An 18,743-nucleotide genomic window follows, 5' to 3' on the forward strand; every position below is an offset into this window, starting at 1 on the left:
AGTTTGAGCGTTTTCATGGGGTAATTATGATCTCAATGCATTTGGTTATCAAGGTATGTTCAATCTTAGATAACAACGGTTGACGCCTGATATTCACGCCCTAGAAGGACGTGGTTTTACGGCGCTAGATGATAAAAGTATTAATAATAGAAAACGCTCAGCTTTTGAGTATAACGAAGTTTGGTTGGTTTTTCATAACTCAACGGCTATAACAGCAAAAATACAACGATAATAAAACGAACCATCATGCTGTGATAGTAATTATACTCAAGGCATCAATCATAAAAAAGACGCTAAGAATTATCTTAACATCTCTATATAAAGTCGATTATCAGTATTAATAGTTAAGGTTTTGCAGGCTTAACCAACTTCACTAATGGCGCATAGCCTGACTGCGGCATCACATCGACTGGAATAAACTGTAGCGCACCGCCATTGATACAATAGCGCAGCCCGCCACGATCTTTTGGCCCATCAGGGAATACATGACCCAGATGTGAGTCTGCTATTCGCGAGCGAACTTCAGTGCGTACCATATTAAAAGCGGTGTCTTCATGCTGAGTAATGACTTGCATATCAATCGGCTTAGTAAAGCTTGGCCAACCACAGCCAGACTGGTACTTATCGGTTGATAAAAATAAAGGTTCACCGCTCACCACGTCGACATAGATACCCGGCGCAAATAAATTATCATATTCATGGCTAAAGGCGCGCTCAGTACCGGCATCTTGCGTGATATTGTATTGTGCTTTAGTCAACGTATTTTTCAATGCTTTTTTATCAAATCCTGCATAACGCTTAGGGTCTAAAGTCTCAGCAACGGTACTTACAGGTGCAAGCTTGGTACGCGCAGTACCTTCTGGTTTATCATCGGCAAGGCTTAAATCAACATGACAATAACCGTTTGGATTTTTTGCCAGATAATCCTGATGGTACATTTCAGCTAAGTAGAAATTGTCTAGCGGCTCATTTTCTACCACAATTTTTTGTTTATATTGGCTTTGTACACGTTTGAGGGCAGCATCAATCACTGCTTTATCTTCTTTATCGGTGTAATAAACGCCTGATCGGTACTGCACACCGCGATCATTGCCTTGTTTGTTGAGGCTGGTTGGATCAATCACGCGGAAGTAGTATTTTAAGATAGTATCAAGGTCTGTTTTATCCGCATCGTAAGTGACTTTGACGGCTTCGGCATGACCTGAGCCACGAATCACTTGCTCGTAGCTTGGATTGGGGGTATCGCCGTTGGCATAGCCTGATACAGCGTCGACCACACCCTCGACGCGCTCCATATAAGCTTCTACGCCCCAGAAGCAGCCACCCGCCAAGTAGATTGAGCGCGTATTAATCGCTTTGCCTTTATCGTTATAATAAACGCCCTCTTTTTGTTTGATGGTTTCAATCTTGCTGTTGTTATCTAAGGTTTGCGCATTTGCTGGTTTAGCACTCCCTGCTTTAAGCTCAGCAAAATCATTATTGGCATTTTCAGCGAGAGCATAGGCTTGCTCTGCCGATATATTGCCTTTCACCAAATGCACCAAGTTGCCGCTTTTATCGAGTATCGCCCAGCTTGGATACACTTGCACACCAAGTTTATTAATCAGCTCGCCTGAAGCGTCAGACAATACTGGTAGCTTTGGATAGTCTGCTTGGACGCCTGCATACCAAGTGCTAAAGTCGCTATCGGCTTTTTCGTTTAGATGACCGGGACTGACAACAGTCACGACATTTAAATCAGCGAACTTGGGATCGGTGCGCCATTCTTCGGTTTCTGCCAACGTGCCCAAGCATAATGGGCACCAGCTTGCCCAAAATTTAATCAAGGTTGGTTTATTAGGGTCAATGACTGCTGTGCCCGTGTCACCTAAGCCTTTTGTCAATTGCGGCAGCGCTCGCATTTGCCCAAGCATATCGGAGGGCAACATATCACGTGAGCTAGTTACTCCACTATTTTGCTTGGCTGATTTAGTCGTGCTACTTGCATTGCTCTCCGCACTACTCATTTGTCCACAAGCGACCAATATGCCGGCACTCAGTACTGTCGTGACACCAACGGCACTGGCGTTCTTTAGCCAACGTGATGAATCACGTGGTAAGTCTATCGCTAACTTATTAGTATGACTACGATCATTATGGCGAATTTTCTTATGCGGCATGCGAGGTCCTTTTTACGAAGTCTTACGATCATAAACTGAGTTTTTATACTCGCTCATGGTCTTCTTACGTGGTCAATGAGAGTGGAGAAATCGAGATTTTAGCAAAGCTAATATGCTATTAGAGTATCTTAATAGTATACATCGATGATGGAGTTTAGTTTAATAGTAACTAAGGGGTTGCTACACTTTTTTAACAACAGTGTAAGAATAATGATATAGACAGAAATCTATCATTTTGCAGGTGCCATTTATAAAACAGCATTTAAAAAAACGTCGTATTATTTGTAAATTAAATTTTGGCACCCATAAACTGAGCCACATACTCATCAGCTGGGTTGTGGCGCAATTCACTGGGTGTATCCGTTTGTACCAAACGCCCGCCATTTAAAATACTAATCCGCTGACCGACCTTAATCGCTTCATCGATATCATGAGTGATAAAGACGATGGTTTTGTTTAGCCGTGCTTGTAGCTCAAGTAGTTGGTCTTGTAATTGGGCACGAATGAGCGGATCAAGGGCAGAGAAAGCCTCGTCCATCAGCAATATCGGATTATCGGTTGCTAAGGCACGCGCCAGCCCGACACGCTGCTGCATCCCTCCTGACAGCTCATCAGGGTAACTTTTCTCCAAATTTGCTAGCCCAACTTCATTAAGCCAATGCCGAGCAACCTCGTGGCGTTCTTTGATACTCATTTTTCGCACTCGCAAGCCGTAAGCGACGTTTTGCAGCACCGTCATATGTGGCACCAAACCAAAATGCTGAAAAACCATACTGAGTGTCTGCTGGCGATAATGCTGTAGCGCTTTATCATTTAGCTCTAAAATATTAATAGCAGGCGATGATCTTCCATTTTCTAATAAATCAGCAGAGGGTTTGGCATTAGTGGAGGGCTTAGTAATAGTAGACGGCTTAGCATTAATAGAAGTATCAACCCATATTTTACCGCTGGTTGGGTCAATCAAACGATTAATATGGCGTATCAAGGTTGATTTTCCTGAACCTGACAAGCCCATAATACAATGCAGCTCACCTGCTTTAACGCTTAAATTGATGTCATAAAGCCCGACCGAATAGCCTGTTTGTTCCTTTACCTGAATACTATCCATACCTTCTGCTAATAATGCCAATGCAGACTTTGCTTGCGAGCTATTGGCATTATAAATCTTGCTGATATTTTCCAATTGAATATGGTTCATGATGGCTCTCATTTTTATTTTTCTAGTTATCATTATGATTAGGGCGTGTTGAACATTCGACCATGTCACTGATAATTAACCAATGGGATGCCTGCCAGCATCGATGGTTTTTTGCCGAGCACGCTTACCTTGACCGAACGCTTGCGTAATGCGGTCAATAATAATGGCAACGATGACAATCGCCGTGCCTGCTTGCAAGCCCTGACCGATATTAAGCGTTTGAATCGATTGCAACACATCTTCGCCAAGCCCCGGTGCGCCAATCATAGACGCGAGCACCACCATAGAGAGCGACATCATCACTGCTTGATTCACGCCCGCCATAATACTGGGTAATGCTTGCGGCAATTTAATCCAAATGAGCAGCTGCAAGTGTGTGCTACCGAATGAGCGCCCTGCCTCGATCATCTCGTGATTGACTTGGGTAATCCCCAATGTCGTCAGCCGAATCAGTGGCGGCAAGGCATAAATAATAGTGGCAAATAACGCAGGCACTTTGCCAATCCCAAATAACATCAATACGGGTATCAAATAGACAAAACTTGGCATGGTCTGCATCACATCCAGAATCGGCGTCACAACCTTGCGAAGAATTTTACTGCCCGACATAGCAATGCCAATAGGAATACCAATCACGACGGTCACCAACACTGATACGATGAGCAGTGCCAAGGTATCAATCAATGCGCCCCATAGTCCAAATGCACCAATGAGAAACAGTCCTACGGCGCATGCCAGTGCAAACCAGATTTTACGGACACCAAACCATGCCAATACGCTCACAAGCGCAATGATAAGCCAAGGCGGCATAGTGGTTAATAGACGCTCAATCGGTAGCAATAGATAGGTTAACGCCATGGTACTGACGGTACGAAACACATCGCCATAATTTTGGACAACGCTTGCCAATGTGTTATTAAGCGGGGTTTCAAGCGACCATGAAGGAAAGCTCGATAATGAGGTCGCTCGATTAGTGCTAGAGGCGGTTGCATCCGCAGTGATAGCCTCGCCCGTTAAGCTGATGCCTAGCTTAGCCGCAAGGTTACTGGCTGCTTCATCAGACAACCATGCTTGCCAGACGCTCGGATATTTACGCAAAAATGCTAGTGCTTGCTCATCGCCACTGCGTTTATTTTCACTCATCTCCAAGATAGCGCCATTGAGCTCATCGGAGCTAAACTGAACTTTTTTAAAAACATCAGCAAGCTCTGGATTGGATTCAATAAAGGGGGTAGATACTGCGATACCTAAAGGTGAGACAGGGAAGCCAGACACACAATCGGCGGTGCCATCCGCTCGTAACAAGTCTTGCCAACAGGCATCTTTATGAGCAGGGAACTCTAATGGCGCAAAGTCATATTTTGCCATCAAGCCCGTAGGCTGCCAGTAATAAAATAGTAGTGGCTTATGTTGCTCAAAAGCAGAGGCAATCTCGGCGTCGAGCGCCGCCCCAGTACCGGGATGGGCATTGTTAAATATACTATCTAAACCAGTATTTTTCAGCAAGCGAGTATTGAAAATCTCACACGTCCAACCAGACGGACAATTCATAAAGCGTGATTTGCTAGGGTCTTCGGGATCTTTAAACAGCTCAGCATATTTAGGCAAATCTTGATAGCGGCGTAGACCTGGGTTTTCTTCTAATACATATTTGGGTACGTACCAGCCTTGAGTTGCACCGCCTTTGAGCGTATCACCGATGACTGCTACTTTATTCTGCTCGATGGCTTGTTCCATAATTGGCGAGCGTCCAACCCACTGCTCCCCAATCACTTGAATATCGTTTTGTGACAATGCCGTTTCGAGAGCAGGACCAGCACCCGGCACCTCTTCGATCGCACAATCGTAGCCATCTTCAGCGATATACTTGAGCACCCCAGAGATAAACTGACCGCTCTCCCATGTCAGTGCGCCAAATTTGATTGGTGCATCACAAGCTGCTGATGCCGATACTGGCAGTAACAATACGCTTATGCATAGTAAACTTAACGCAATCCATTGGCGCATAAGGTGTCCTATTTATAATTTTTATTATGGAAATTAACGCCCAAGGCAATAATATTATTGCTTTACGCCAAGCGTGTATTGCTTTTGACTCATTCAGTCGTTGAAGACTAGGCAACGTCTTCATCTAAAACTAATATTGCAATCGTTTAGGCTCACTACAAAGTGTAGCGATTTATAGACAAGATGACAAATGCTCATTAATTTTTTATCGTTTACTTTTATACAAAAAAATAGCACCTACCTCAGTAGATGCTATTTTTTGACATTGCTTATATGATTGCTCACAATGATTAAGTATTTTTGTTTGCTTGAAAGAAAGCTATGTCAACTTTGCTCGCTTTAGCATTTGTTATTTTAAAAACATTGCCATGGCTTTTTTAAACAACCCGCCATAAGGTGGCAACAACAAATTCAACCCATTCAACTTGGATTGTACAAATACTGGTTTCATATGACTAAGACGCTCGAATCCCGCTTTACCATGGTAAGCCCCCGTTCCTGAATCGCCAACCCCGCCAAACGGTAAGTCATGCTGGGCAACATGTATCAGCACTTCATTAATACATAGACCACCAGAGACCGTATTATTACGTACTTTCTCTAGCGCGTTGTAGTTATCACCAAAAACGTATAACGCCAGTGGGCGTGGTCGCTCGTTGACAAAATGAATGGCATCATCAAGCGTATCGTAATGCATCAATGGCAAAATCGGTGCAAAAATCTCGTCCTGCATCACATCACTATCAGGGGCAGGCTCACTCACGATGACAGGCGGCATTAGACGCGTTTCGATATTAGACTCAGCATCAGTAAGCTTATGGATCCCATCGCTCGATAATCCATCTAAATACCCTTTGACACGCTTAAATTGCTCGCCATTGATAATACGTGAGTAATCTGGATTGGTCTCAATATTTGGATAGTGCTTTTCCATCCACTCTTTTGCTAAACGGATAAACTCTTCATGATATTGGCGTTGAATCAGCACATAATCAGGGGCAATACAGGTCTGACCCGCATTTAGTGTTTTGCCCATCATCACACGATTGACGACGTTTTCTAAGTTTGCGCCCTCTAACACGACGACCGGTGATTTACCACCCAGCTCGAGCGTGACAGGTGTTAAGTTAGGAGCTGCCGCCGCCATGACTTTTTTGCCCACAGCCGTAGAACCCGTATAAAGCAGATGATCAAAAGGCAGCTCACTAAAAGCAACCGCAATGTCTACCTCACCCAGTACTACACAAATCATGTCTGGTGAAAAATAACGAGCAATCGCACTGGCAAATGCTTGGGCGAACTGCGGTGCCGCTTCACTCATCTTGATCATAACTCTGTTGCCAGCAGTGAGTGCATCAATCATCGGTCCTACTGCTAAAAATAGCGGATAGTTCCAAGGCACCATGATACCAACCACGCCCAATGGCTGAGGTTGAATTTCATTATGAGCTGGCATATACAGCGCTGAAATAGAAGCTCGCTGAACTTTCATCCATTTTTTACCGTGCTTTTTGGCATGGCTGATACCAGTAAAGCTAGGAAACAACTCGGCAAACTGGGTCTCTGATTCGCTACGATAACCAAAGTCGGCACTGATCGCTTTGGCGAAACTGGCTTGGTTATCGCTAAGCATGATTTCCAGACTGTCTAGTTGGGTTTCACGAGTGGCCCAGTCATTGATTGGCTGCGTGCGACTGAGTGTTTGTAAGCGTGAAAATTGCGCTCGCATCTCATCAACCGTATTAGCAATACTAGGCGATTTTGGCGCAGGTTGCTGCAACATATCCGTGTCGATTGAGGTCTGCTCATTCATGTTTTGATTATTATCTGTCATTTATCTTCCTTGTCATCTGCGTTGGAATCAATATACTCTATTGGGTTAGAGACTCTGTATTTCTAGGGCTTGTCCTCATTTTAAAAATGGTGATAAACATGAGATAAATTGCCGTCAAACAAGGAAAGTAGCGCAAATAATATCGAGATATTCATAAGCTATTTGACGATGTTTGGCAAAATTTAGCCATTTTTAGCCCATTTAGAAAGCAATCGATTAAATTGAGGACACGTCCTAATCAGCGGGTTACATTGATGGCAACCCCTGAATATAAGTAATGCGATTCCATTCATTGCACTTTAATGTAGCGCATCAACGAATCAATGAACAGCACATTAAGTTGACTCCTGCGTCTGTATGAAATAAGTGTCTATAAACACGCATCACAATGCTAGAAATTTCATATTAAGCACTGAGAAATTTTGCTTATTATGGCTACTCCGTTAGGGCATTTATCAGTGTTTTGATTGTTGAGTTTTACAGCGTGACCAGAGATAATCTTGGGTACCAATCGCAAAAACTGCTACACTCACTATCGATATCACGACTGAATATCAGTGATACACCTCTTCGAACCAGACCACAATAAGACTGCGACTCTCATGCAAAACACCACGCAACAGCTTAATGACACACTGATCAGCAAATCTCTAACAACAGCCGATTACGTTCCCACTCTCGATGCGATGCTAGCACGTACGCTTGCACGTATTGACTTAAAAAAACAGCAAGGACTGCGCACACCTGACGAATTATGGATTGTCGATCACAATGATGTCTATACTTTAGGGCAAGCAGGTAAAGAAGAGCACATCTTGCAACGTACCAATACGCCTATTATAAAAACGGATCGCGGCGGTCAAGTGACATGGCATGGTCACGGACAGCTGGTTATTTATTGGTTGTTCGATTTGAATAGCTTGGGCTGGAGTGTGCGCAACTTGGTCTCGCATGCCGAGCAAGCAATCGAAGACGTCATCAATGACTGCTTGCAAAATTCTGCTTCATCAGACACAACAGCCATCAGCGCCCATGCGCGCCGTGACGCACCCGGTGTTTATCTATATGCTGATACATCTGTAGCGGATGACAGTGACAATACCGATATCGATGCACCAGCCAACAGTACCTTCCTCGATGATAAAATTATGCTTGGAAAAATGGCATCGTTAGGCTTCAAAATTAAACATGGATTTAGCTATCACGGTATCGCACTTAATTTAAATTGTGACTTGTCCGCATTTAATGCGATTAATCCGTGCGGCTATGCGGGGATGCAAATGTTACGGTTATCCGACTTTACGGCTATGCAAAAAGAGTCAGATGAACAAACTGGTGAAGCCTTAAGCTATGAGCAAGTGACCCAAAAACTTATTGATAACATTGCTAAGCGTCATGCCGGACTCATTGAGCTACGCGCACTCGCACCCAAGTGAGTTCTTTGAGTCCGTTTTTGCATAATCTTTTTTTGCATAATATCGTGCACGCTTAGACTTAAGCATTGTGAGAAAATTTGAGTCAAACTTGTTATAATCGCAGGCGGCACATATTGGGCACAGTGATAATATCGCAGTGCCGCGACGTTATTCTTTTATCACCACTTATTATTCAAGCACTTAAAACAAAAGCAAATTGGAGTACTTTATGGCAGATTTTAACAAAATTTTGGACGCAGGCGATGTAGACGGCGGCATTATCAACGTAGTAGTAGAAATCCCAGCTGGTAGCAGCCATAAAATTGAGTGGAATCGCGAACTGGCGGTATTTGAGCTTGATCGTATTGATCCACAGATTTTTGCCAAGCCTTGTAACTATGGTTTTATCCCGCAAACGCTTGACGAAGATGGTGATGAGCTTGATGTGTTACTGCTAACTGAGCAGCCACTACCAACTGGTATTTTCTTAAAAGCCAAAGTCATTGGTGTGATGAAATTCGTTGATGATGGCGAAGTCGATGACAAGATCGTCGTCGTACCTGCTGACGACCGTGATACAGGCAATGCTTATAACAGCCTAGCGGATCTACCAAAGCAGCTAATCAACCAGTTAGAGTTCCATTTCAGCCACTATAAAGATCTGAAAAAACCAGGCACTACGGTCGTTGAATCTTGGGGCGACGTTGCAGAAGCAAAAGAAGTCATCAAAGAGTCTATCCAACGCTGGAAAGACCTATAGGCTATCAAAAATTGGTAGAAATGCTAATAAATGATAGCTATTAAAATGCCGCAGTCATTATCGTGATTGCGGTATTTTTTTGATTGAATATTACTGCTATAAAATGGTTATAATAATCAACACTATCGATGCCTATTTTTCATATCGCCATAAGGACAGTCATGTTTAACCCCGACCCTAGCTCAAAACCAGTCAACCCAAAGCTGCCAAGAGACGTCATCATGATGATCGAAAAAAACAATTTAGTGATGGCGATCAAGACTTTGGCGGCAGATGAAGACATTAGTATGGATGACGCCAAGAATAGGATTGATGCCTATGAGACACAACTAAAGGTAAAGCAGCAGCAAAAACTCAACACTATCGCCAGCAAGCAAGGCATTCCTAATCATGCTATTAGCTTTGATAGAGAGCAAGGTGCTGAGGATGAAACTGGACAGCTGATCAAAAATCGCGTCAAAACGACTAAGCAAAGTCGAGGATTCAAGAGCCTACAAAATGGTGTGGACAGCCAGCTTAATGATTTAGGCTATAAAAAACCGCTGATACCCTATTGGCTGAAAAGGCTATTGGTGATTGCCATCATTATGGCTGGATTATTTTGGATATTATGGCGGGTATTTGGTTAAATAGGACAGGATGTTGTCGTGTTAAATTTTTTATAGTCTGTTATAAGTGGTTCCATTATAGCAGTCTGTTAATAGGTTTAGAGGGCTGAAATAGCTGGTTCCCTTGGGGTATAGTCAATGCACTCAAAAAATCAGTTTAGATGAGAGGTTAAAATATTGAATAGAATCTTAGATTTATGCTCACATTTAGGCGAAAGCTTGAGGGGTAATGGTATTGAGAATTTCGCTTTCCCTATACATGAAATGGATAGTGTTTTAGAGGTTTACAGAACTAATAGAGTACTAATTTTAGGTGGTGATATTTATATCAAAAATTCATCTGAAAATTTTGCTCCATTTTATGAAAACTGGTTTTATGAAGGCAGTAGTGTTGAAGATAGTATAATTAAAGCTCAAGACTACCTTAGAATATTTAAAGGAAAAGATTTATATGTCTGCTTCGTAGCCTAAAGACTAACAGTTCAACAGTTCGAAGCCTGTATAGCGCACCGAACCATATTTGAAAAAACCATAATATCAACGGACGAAATTTCTACTTCCCTTAAGGAAAATATAATGAAAAAGCTATTTTTATTATCGGGAAGTTTATTAATATTAGTTAGTTGTACTAAACCAAATATATATAACCCTAATATTCGAATTAAAGTAGGTGTAGATGGTGACAATTATATAATTCCATTAAACCATATTGTTAGACCAGACACAGGTAGTTACGCAAGTTTTAAGACGGATATGGGTCTTAGTTATTTCTTTTGGCCTAGTGGTCGAGGTCTTACCAATGAAGATGAAGATCCAAACGCATTGCAGTATGATGCGAATATTATAAAATTCCATTGGTCGGCTATGAACTCAGTTATTGAAGGCAACGATATGCTTACTAGGGTCGATATTATAAAGAAGACCAATCGTAAAGATATTAGGCATGACAACTTTGAATTAAAGGCATACGTTGATACTGAGGATAACTCGATCCTATCATATGTAGGTAATATCTACCCAAATTCGTCAACTACTATTCGCTGTTTGATGGCAACCAACAATGATCAAAACAGCGTTTGCCAAATGGAATATTTACATCCTATTTATAATAACAACGTCTTGCTTGAATTCTCAGGAAAAAACCTAGCTAATTGGCAGGCAATTAATACAATGGCTATTAATTATTTGGACAAGTGGCATAAGGATTGAATAAGAAATAGTGCCTGTTTATAAACCTTAGTAAGCAGGACAATCAGACGATATTTTAAAGCTTGTATACAGCGTTGAGCATGTTCCTATAACCGCGCTTATGGTAAATAAAAATAATGATCCAAAAGCTCATTTCATGTACATAACGAAGTACACCGCGACTACCTAAATAACTCAATATACCGATACTATTAGCCTACAGCCAAAGATTCAAGTCCTCACTAGGGAACCATAGCCTTAATTTTTTCTGAAACTATTTTTTTAGACTGAGATATGCATAAAAAACAGGTAAGATTATATCTAATTTACTTTATTTATTCTGTTCAAGATCTTTTAGTATGGCACAATCGGCGTTTGCATCACCTGAGCAATGATCAGCAGAAACCTGTAATAAGCTCACCATATCTTGCAATTGAGCTATTTTTTGGTTCAAAGTTGCGATATGTTGCAGTGTCAATTGTTTAACATCAGCACTCTGCCGATCTGTATTTTTCCGCAAATCAAGTAACTCTTTCATCTGTTTGGAGGAAAAACCTAAATCACGAGCCTGTCTCAAAAAGCATAAGTCTTTTATATCTTGTTTAGAATAGATTCGATATCCTGAATTTGAGCGTTTTGCGGCATCAAGTAACCCAATCTGTTCATAATAGCGGATCATTTTGGGAGAGATTCCTGATTGCTCTGACGCTTGACCGATATTCATAACTTTCCTCCTGATATAAAAAGGGTTAAAGCCAAACGGCTACTTTAACCCTATCTTAATATAATCTATGCTTTAATCGTTGGCACCTGAAAATACTTTAAGCGTAAGGCATTACCTAGCACAAAAACAGAGGATAGCGCCATTGCTCCTGCTGCAAAAATTGGTGACAACAAAATTCCAAACGCTGGATACAAGACCCCTGCAGCAATTGGAATCAGAGCAATATTATAGAAAAATGCCCAAAATAGATTTTGTCGAATATTTTTGATGGTGGCCTTACTTAAAGCAATCGCATTAGGAACCCCTTGTAAACTACCCGACATCAACACTACATCTGCGGCTTCAATTGCCACATCTGTCCCTGTCCCAATCGCCAGACCGACATCAGCTTGAGCGAGAGCGGGCGCATCATTGATACCATCACCAACGAAAGCCACTCGTCCATATTGTTGTTGCAGTTGACGTATTGCATCTACTTTTCCATCAGGCAACACTTCTGCGATCACTTGGTCAATATGTAATTTTTCGGCAATCGCTTGCGCAGTATGGCGATTGTCGCCTGTAATCATGGCTACTTTTAAGCCCAGTTGATGTAAACCTGCAATAGCGGCATAAGTGCTGTCTTTAATAGGATCTGCAACGGCAATAATGGCTGCTAGCTTCTGGTCAATCGCAATATATATGGGGGTTTTAGCTTCTTGTCCTAAGTGCGCGGCTTCGTCTTTAAAGGGAGTAACATCAAGTCCTAATTGCTGCATATAACGATCAGCACCAATATGAACGGCTTGACCTTCAACTTCTGCTTTGATTCCAAATCCCGTCACAGAATCAAAAGTGGTAATCGGTAATAAGCTAATATTCTGTTGCTCTGCGGCCTGAACAATGGCTAGGGCAATGGGATGTTCAGATTTTGCTTCAACCGATGCCACAATGCGCAAGACTTGGTTCTGTTCGAACCCTTGTTGGACATGAAAATCTATTAAGGTTGGTTTGCCTTCAGTCAATGTACCAGTTTTATCGACCGCAATGACTTTCACTTCCTGTAAAGCTTGTAATGCTTCACCTTTGCGGAATAAGACGCCCATTTCTGCACCGCGACCTGTGCCAACCATAATGGAGGTAGGTGTTGCCAATCCCATTGCACAGGGACAAGCAATGATTAGGACGGCAACGGCGTTGACGAGACTAAACGTCAAAGCAGGGTCAGGACCAAAAATAAACCACACAGCAAAAGTCAGAGTGGCTAAGAGCATGACCATGGGGACAAACCACATAGTGACTTTATCGACCAATGTCTGGATCGGTAATTTAGACCCTTGAGCCTGTTCAACCATGCGAATGATTTGTGCCAATACTGACGATTCCCCGATAGCAGTCGCCCGAAAATTCAAGGTCCCATTCTGATTGACCGTGCCTCCGACCACTTGATCACCCACTTGTTTTTTGACAGGCACGGGTTCACCTGTAATCATGGATTCATCAATATAACTTTGACCTTCAACGACTTCACCATCGACTGGAACACGCTCACCGGGACGAATCTCAACAATCGTTTCTGTGGTCACTTCTGCAATCGGCACTTCAATCACTTGCCCATTGTGGTGAACACGTGCTGTTTTTGCTTGCATACCCACTAGGTGTTGAATGGCTTGAGAGGTACGTCCTTTGGCTTTTGCCTCAAAATAACGCCCCAATAAAATTAAGCTTACAATCACAGCGGCCGCTTCGTAATAAACATTCACAGTGCCTTCAGGTAGAACTTGTGGAATAAATGTTGCGACTAGCGAAAAACTATAAGCTGCCAGTGTTCCAACAGCCACCAATGAATTCATATCTGGAGCAAAACGCCATAATGCTGGAATACCTTTTTGATAAAAACGTCGCCCTGGAAAGATGAGTACCAGCGTGGTCAAAACAAATTGAATCAGCCAGCTTTGTTGCGTGCCGATATTATCCATGACCCACATATGAAAAGCTGGAATCATATGTGACCCCATTTCTAGAATAAAAACAGGCACGGCTAGAATTAAAGAGATCGCTAAATCTCGTTTCAGCTGCTGCTGTTCCGTGGCTTTTTTATCCTGTTGAACACTCACACTCTGCTCAATCTGCTTAGCCGTGTACCCCGCTTTTTTAACGGCTTGAATCAAATCGCTGCTCTGTACTTGAGCGTTGCCTTGTACCCATGCGCGTTCAGTAGCAAGGTTGACGTTTGCTTGTTGTACGCCCTCGACTTTTTTTAATGCTTTTTCTACCCGTCCAACGCAGGAAGCACAGGTCATACCTTCTATCGACAGCTCAATCGGCTGAGATGCCAAGATCTTATAACCGGCTCGTTCTACTGATTTGGTTGCTGCGATAAGATCTAAAGGTTGAGACGAGGAAATCATGGCTTTTTCAGTCGCAAGATTCACCTCAGCATTTTCAACACCTTCAACTTTTTTTAATGCTTTTTCCACCCGCCCCACACAGGAAGCACAGGTCATACCTTCAATGGGTAATGTTTCATTGTAAAGATAAGACCTACTATTTTCTGAGTTCATAACACCCTCTATCATGTTCAATCTGTTATCAACAGCATAGAGGTTGACATAATGGTAAGGTCAAGCGTGTTTTTTTAAAATGTGTTTGACCTTACCATCATGACAAGGCTTAAGCTTAGTGATGAAATAAAACTTATTTGGAGAAAGGCTATGAAACTATTAATTGTAAATATGAAATGTGGCGGTTGCGCCCGTGGTGTGACAGCCATCATTCACGATATCGACTCAAACGCCAAAATTGACATGGATCTAGCAGCCAAAGTGGTCAATATCGACACCATCGCAAGTGTTGATCAGATGATGGCTGCTTTAGCAAGAGATGATTTCCCTGCACAAGTGCAATGAATCAGTCTGATAGACGCGCAGTCTATACGATTAACAGAAAGGATTATGGGCTGAATCATTTTGAATTTATTGACCACGCGCGTTTGGTGATATGTCTACTTTTACGTATGAAAAGTGGATAATGTTACCAAAATGAATACTTTATTTATGACAGGAGTTATCGGCAAGCGCATGCAGTATTCCGCAGGATTCAGCCAGCGCTTCACTTGCGCATTTTTGCCGCAACGCTAGTAGATGTTGCTTTAACTGAACCAATTCTTCCATACGTGTTTCTACCGCATCGATATGCTCATCCAATAGCACATTGACCTCACCGCAGTTTTCCTCAGGTTTATCTCTATACTGAAGCAGGGTTCGTACTTCATCCAAAGTCATATCGAGCGTACGGCAGTGCAGGATAAATTGTAGACGCTCAAAATGCGCTTCATTGTACAAACGATAATTGCCTTGGCTACGCGCAGGCTCTGGTAATAACCTCTCTTTCTCATAATAGCGAATGGTTTCGACCGTCGCACTGGTGCGCGTAGCAAGTTCACCAATTTTGATTAGCATGTGTATCTCCTTAAATAGTATTTTCTATTATCTAAAACAATAAAGTAACTATAAGGTTTGCTGATAAAAGATCAAACCCCTTTGTCGTTAAAAGCCTTGACCCTGAAGCTACTATAGGGTTCATAATGTCTTTAATAAGAGGATAAATAACTATGCAATATCATATTGAAGGTATGGACTGTGCCAGTTGTGTTGGCAAAATTGAGCGGGCACTAGCACGTATGCCTGGTGTCTCTGAGGTTCAGCTAAACTTTTCGACTCAGAAGCTAGAATTAACCCTAGAACAAGATACGAGTACTGACGTTAAAGATATCGAAAAAACTATTAAGCGCTTAGGGTTTGGTGTATCAGCGTTAACGAGTCAACAAAATGAGATGGGTATTGATGGTGGTCAAGCAGCGGTAAACGATCAGCGCTGGTGGCAAACCATAAAGGGTAAGCAGGTTATTGGTACTGGGATTTTGATGAGTGCCGCATATATGTTGTCCTTAATTTTCCCTGAATATGGCGCATGGGTTTTTATTGCCGCTGTGGCTATCGGTGTCCTACCGTTTGCCCGTAAAGCTTTTGCACTGGCGTTAGTAGGCTCACCTTTTTCAATTGAAATGCTCATGTCTGTTGCGGCTATCGGCGCTCTTATCATTGGAGAGGCGGAAGAAGCCGCTGCCGTGGTGTTCCTATTTTCGGTTGGTGAGCTTTTAGAGAGCATCGCGGCTGATCGTGCGCGCGCTGGCATCAGAGCGTTATCCTCGCTAGTGCCAAAGACTGCTATTCTATTGGACGCACAAGGACAACAACGTCAGGTGGCAGCGACTGCATTACAGATTAACGATAAGGTGCTTGTGCGTCCCGGTGATAGAGTTTCCGCTGATGGAGTGATTGTTCAAGGGATATCTAGCCTTGATGAGTCACCTGTAACTGGAGAATCTGTTCCTGTTGCCAAAACCATAGGCGATGAGGTCTTTGCTGGATCTATTAACGTTGATGGGGTACTACAAATACGCGTGGAAAAAACAGCGGCAGATAATACGATTGCGCGTATTATTGAACTTGTGGAGCAGGCGCAATCTTCCAAAGCACCGACCGCACGCTTTATTGAAACCTTTAGCCGCTACTATACGCCTATCGTTATGGCGATTGCAGCGCTGGTCATTATTATCCCACCTCTACTGATGGGAGCAGAATGGGGAATATGGTTATATCGCGGTTTGGCGCTATTACTGATAGCTTGTCCTTGTGCTCTTGTGCTGTCAACACCTGCCGCTATTGCCTCAGGTTTGGCTGTCGGCACGCGCCATGGACTGCTTATCAAAGGCGGTAATGTCATGGAGTTGGTGGGTCAGGTCAGTACTGTCGCTTTTGATAAAACGGGTACTTTGACCGAGGGCAAACCTCGAGTAACGGATGTCATTGATTTTAAAACAGTACATGACGATGCTGAGGGTCACGATAAACTACTGTCACTGTTTGCAAGTGTTGATGCTACCTCTAGTCATCCGCTTGCTATCGCTATTGTGGATCATGCCAAAGCCGCTAAGGTAGTGATACCAGATGCCGCTAATACTTTTGCCACTGCCGGTAAAGCCGTTCATGCAACGGTTGCTGGACGCTCTTTGGCCATCGGCTCACCAGTCTACGTCGCTGAGAAAGTGATGTTGCCAGCTGAGCAGCAGATTCAAATTGAGATGCTACAAAATGATGGTAAAACGGTTTCTATTTTGTTTGATGAGCATACGAGGGATGCGCTCGGATTGGTCGCTTTACGTGATGAGTTACGAGAAGATGCACAGCAAGCTATTGCCCAGCTTAATAAGATGAATGTGCGTTCTGTCATGCTCACAGGTGACAATAGCCGTACGGCAAAAGCGCTAGCCAGTCAGTTAGATATAGAGTGGCAAGCTGAGCTGTTACCTGAAGACAAGCTACGTCTACTCAGAGAGATGCAAAGCAATAGTAAAATAGCGATGATTGGTGATGGTATCAATGATGCACCCGCTTTGGCAGCGGCAGATATTGGCATTGCGATGGGAAGTGGCACGGATGTGGCTATCGAAACGGCTGATATTGCCCTATTAAAAAGCCGCGTGATGGACGTTGCTAACCTTATTGCCTTATCCCGCGCCACCATGAGAAATATCCATCAAAATGTCATATTTGCACTTGGGTTAAAAGGCATATTTCTGATAACCACTGTGCTCGGCGTGACAGGACTTTGGATTGCTGTGCTAGCAGATACTGGTGCTACGGTACTGGTCACGCTGAATGCATTGCGTTTACTGCGTTTTAAAGGAGTGTCTTCCCGTTAATGACAGTTAAAAAATAAAACGGTTATGGCTACATCAGTGGCCGTTTTATTACATCTAACTCTTATCTATAAGCAGTCAATGTGCCTACCTTTAAAAAAATCATTACCTAAACCTATCACGCCTTATTCGTATTAAATCTGCGCCGATACTCACTTGGCGTCAAACCAACAAGGCGCTTAAATATTTTACGAAATGCACTGGCATCACTATAACCAACTTTCCACGCTATTTGCTCAACAGGAGACGACGAGAACTGTAGAAAGTCTTTTGCTTCTCCGATGCGTAATCGCTGACAATATTCTGTGGATGTCATCCCCGTTGCCTTATGAAAGCGCCGCAGAAAAGTACGCTCTTCTAACTGCGCGCAATTGGCTAAGGTAGATAAATCAATATCTTGTGCATTGGTTCTTTGTAACCAATGCTGCACTTTTAATATGGCTGTGTCTCCATGGGTGAGGTTGGGTGAGAAAGCACTGTAATAACATTGTTCACGCCTTGAAGGGTCGATTAACAACATACGAGCGGTCTCATTCATCACCTGAGAACCAAGAAAGCGATCTACCATCCTAAGCCCCAAATCTGTCCAAGCCATTGCGCCCCCAGCGGTCACAATATCACCATCCTCAATGATAATACGATCCACATCAAGATCCACATCAGGGAAACGCTGCTTAAAATCCTCTACATAGCCCCAATGTGTGGTTGCCTTGCGTTTGGAGAGTAGTCCTGTTTCGCCCAATAAAAAAGCACCGGCGCAGACAGACGACAGTATCACCCCTGTCGAATGCTGCTCTTTTAGCCATTCTAGCCAAGGTTCTGCCGCTTGCTTTGCAATCGGTGCTTCTAACGTGGGTGGAATGATGACGGCTATTAATTTTCCTATGCTATCAGGATTGCTCGAAAAAGTGCGCTTAGGCTGCTGCTCAGCACCCTTAATTTCCCAGTGGCTGACTTGTAAAGGCAGATCAATTGTATCTTGACGTTTGGCGGCGAGTTTACTGGCCACCACTAATAAATCAGTCAGTCCAAGGACAGCCGCCATTTGTGCTTTCTCATAGATGACCAGCCCAATTTCAATAGCATGTTTATGACTCATATGTCGTT

At 43.0% G+C, this 18,743-nt stretch carries 15 protein-coding genes; 7 read left to right on the plus strand and 8 right to left on the minus strand.

Going from position 1 to position 18,743, the window contains the following annotated elements:
* Positions 1-344: 344 nt before the first annotated feature.
* The 4 genes from msrAB to INT03_RS13245 all read right to left on the minus strand — a co-directional run bounded on the left by msrAB (position 345) and on the right by INT03_RS13245 (position 7,198).
* Complete coding sequence (msrAB, locus tag INT03_RS13230) at positions 345-2,159, minus strand: bifunctional peptide-methionine (S)-S-oxide reductase MsrA/peptide-methionine (R)-S-oxide reductase MsrB (protein ID WP_193009306.1); 1,815 nt, start codon at positions 2,157-2,159, stop codon at positions 345-347.
* Between the two features lie 289 nt (positions 2,160-2,448).
* Positions 2,449-3,357, minus strand: a complete 909-nt coding sequence (locus INT03_RS13235; protein WP_193009307.1) for an ATP-binding cassette domain-containing protein — start codon at positions 3,355-3,357, stop codon at positions 2,449-2,451.
* A 75-nt stretch (positions 3,358-3,432) separates the two neighbouring features.
* Positions 3,433-5,364: a glycine betaine ABC transporter substrate-binding protein gene (locus INT03_RS13240; RefSeq protein WP_193009308.1), complete on the minus strand. Its 1,932-nt coding sequence runs from the start codon at positions 5,362-5,364 to the stop codon at positions 3,433-3,435.
* Between the two features lie 349 nt (positions 5,365-5,713).
* The gene (locus tag INT03_RS13245) at positions 5,714-7,198 is read right to left on the minus strand and encodes a coniferyl aldehyde dehydrogenase (RefSeq protein WP_193009309.1); all 1,485 of its coding nucleotides are present in this window, start codon (positions 7,196-7,198) and stop codon (positions 5,714-5,716) included.
* A 602-nt stretch (positions 7,199-7,800) separates the two neighbouring features.
* On the opposite strand from INT03_RS13245, the gene lipB reads away from it, so the two are divergent.
* The 5 genes from lipB to INT03_RS13270 all read left to right on the plus strand — a co-directional run bounded on the left by lipB (position 7,801) and on the right by INT03_RS13270 (position 11,190).
* Positions 7,801-8,634 carry a lipoyl(octanoyl) transferase LipB gene (gene lipB, locus INT03_RS13250; protein WP_193009310.1) on the plus strand — a complete coding sequence of 278 codons (834 nt, stop codon included), beginning with the start codon at positions 7,801-7,803 and terminating at the stop codon, positions 8,632-8,634.
* Between the two features lie 208 nt (positions 8,635-8,842).
* Positions 8,843-9,373 carry an inorganic diphosphatase gene (locus tag INT03_RS13255; protein ID WP_010198287.1) on the plus strand — a complete coding sequence of 177 codons (531 nt, stop codon included), beginning with the start codon at positions 8,843-8,845 and terminating at the stop codon, positions 9,371-9,373.
* 161 nt (positions 9,374-9,534) lie between these two features.
* On the plus strand, positions 9,535-10,002 hold the full coding sequence (locus INT03_RS13260; protein ID WP_045452183.1) for a hypothetical protein: 468 nt from the start codon (positions 9,535-9,537) through the stop codon (positions 10,000-10,002).
* A gap of 156 nt (positions 10,003-10,158) precedes the next feature.
* Positions 10,159-10,452 (plus strand): Imm40 family immunity protein, encoded by a 294-nt coding sequence (locus INT03_RS13265; protein WP_193009311.1) that lies wholly within the window; start codon positions 10,159-10,161, stop codon positions 10,450-10,452.
* A gap of 105 nt (positions 10,453-10,557) precedes the next feature.
* Positions 10,558-11,190 (plus strand): hypothetical protein, encoded by a 633-nt coding sequence (locus tag INT03_RS13270; RefSeq protein WP_193009312.1) that lies wholly within the window; start codon positions 10,558-10,560, stop codon positions 11,188-11,190.
* A gap of 310 nt (positions 11,191-11,500) precedes the next feature.
* On the opposite strand, the gene cueR is transcribed toward INT03_RS13270, so the two are convergent.
* Both cueR and INT03_RS13280 read right to left on the minus strand, forming a co-directional pair.
* On the minus strand, positions 11,501-11,893 hold the full coding sequence (cueR, locus tag INT03_RS13275) for a Cu(I)-responsive transcriptional regulator (protein ID WP_045452174.1): 393 nt from the start codon (positions 11,891-11,893) through the stop codon (positions 11,501-11,503).
* Between the two features lie 65 nt (positions 11,894-11,958).
* Entirely contained in the window at positions 11,959-14,436 is a 2,478-nt protein-coding gene (locus INT03_RS13280; protein WP_193009313.1) for a heavy metal translocating P-type ATPase, read from the minus strand.
* Between the two features lie 150 nt (positions 14,437-14,586).
* Here INT03_RS13280 and INT03_RS13285 point away from each other — a divergent pair, with 150 nt between their 5' ends.
* A complete protein-coding gene (locus INT03_RS13285) occupies positions 14,587-14,781 on the plus strand; it encodes a heavy-metal-associated domain-containing protein (RefSeq protein ID WP_193009314.1) in 195 nt (64 codons plus the stop codon).
* A gap of 141 nt (positions 14,782-14,922) precedes the next feature.
* On the opposite strand, the gene cadR is transcribed toward INT03_RS13285, so the two are convergent.
* Positions 14,923-15,333, minus strand: a complete 411-nt coding sequence (gene cadR, locus INT03_RS13290; protein ID WP_226950197.1) for a Cd(II)/Pb(II)-responsive transcriptional regulator — start codon at positions 15,331-15,333, stop codon at positions 14,923-14,925.
* Between the two features lie 152 nt (positions 15,334-15,485).
* Here cadR and INT03_RS13295 point away from each other — a divergent pair, with 152 nt between their 5' ends.
* Complete coding sequence (locus tag INT03_RS13295) at positions 15,486-17,639, plus strand: heavy metal translocating P-type ATPase (protein ID WP_193009315.1); 2,154 nt, start codon at positions 15,486-15,488, stop codon at positions 17,637-17,639.
* A 115-nt stretch (positions 17,640-17,754) separates the two neighbouring features.
* Here the strand turns inward: INT03_RS13295 and INT03_RS13300 are convergent, their stop codons facing one another.
* Positions 17,755-18,735 (minus strand): GlxA family transcriptional regulator, encoded by a 981-nt coding sequence (locus tag INT03_RS13300; protein WP_060490872.1) that lies wholly within the window; start codon positions 18,733-18,735, stop codon positions 17,755-17,757.
* Positions 18,736-18,743 lie beyond the last annotated feature (8 nt).

The organism is Psychrobacter sp. PG1 (assembly GCF_014897815.1).
Taxonomy (GTDB): domain Bacteria; phylum Pseudomonadota; class Gammaproteobacteria; order Pseudomonadales; family Moraxellaceae; genus Psychrobacter.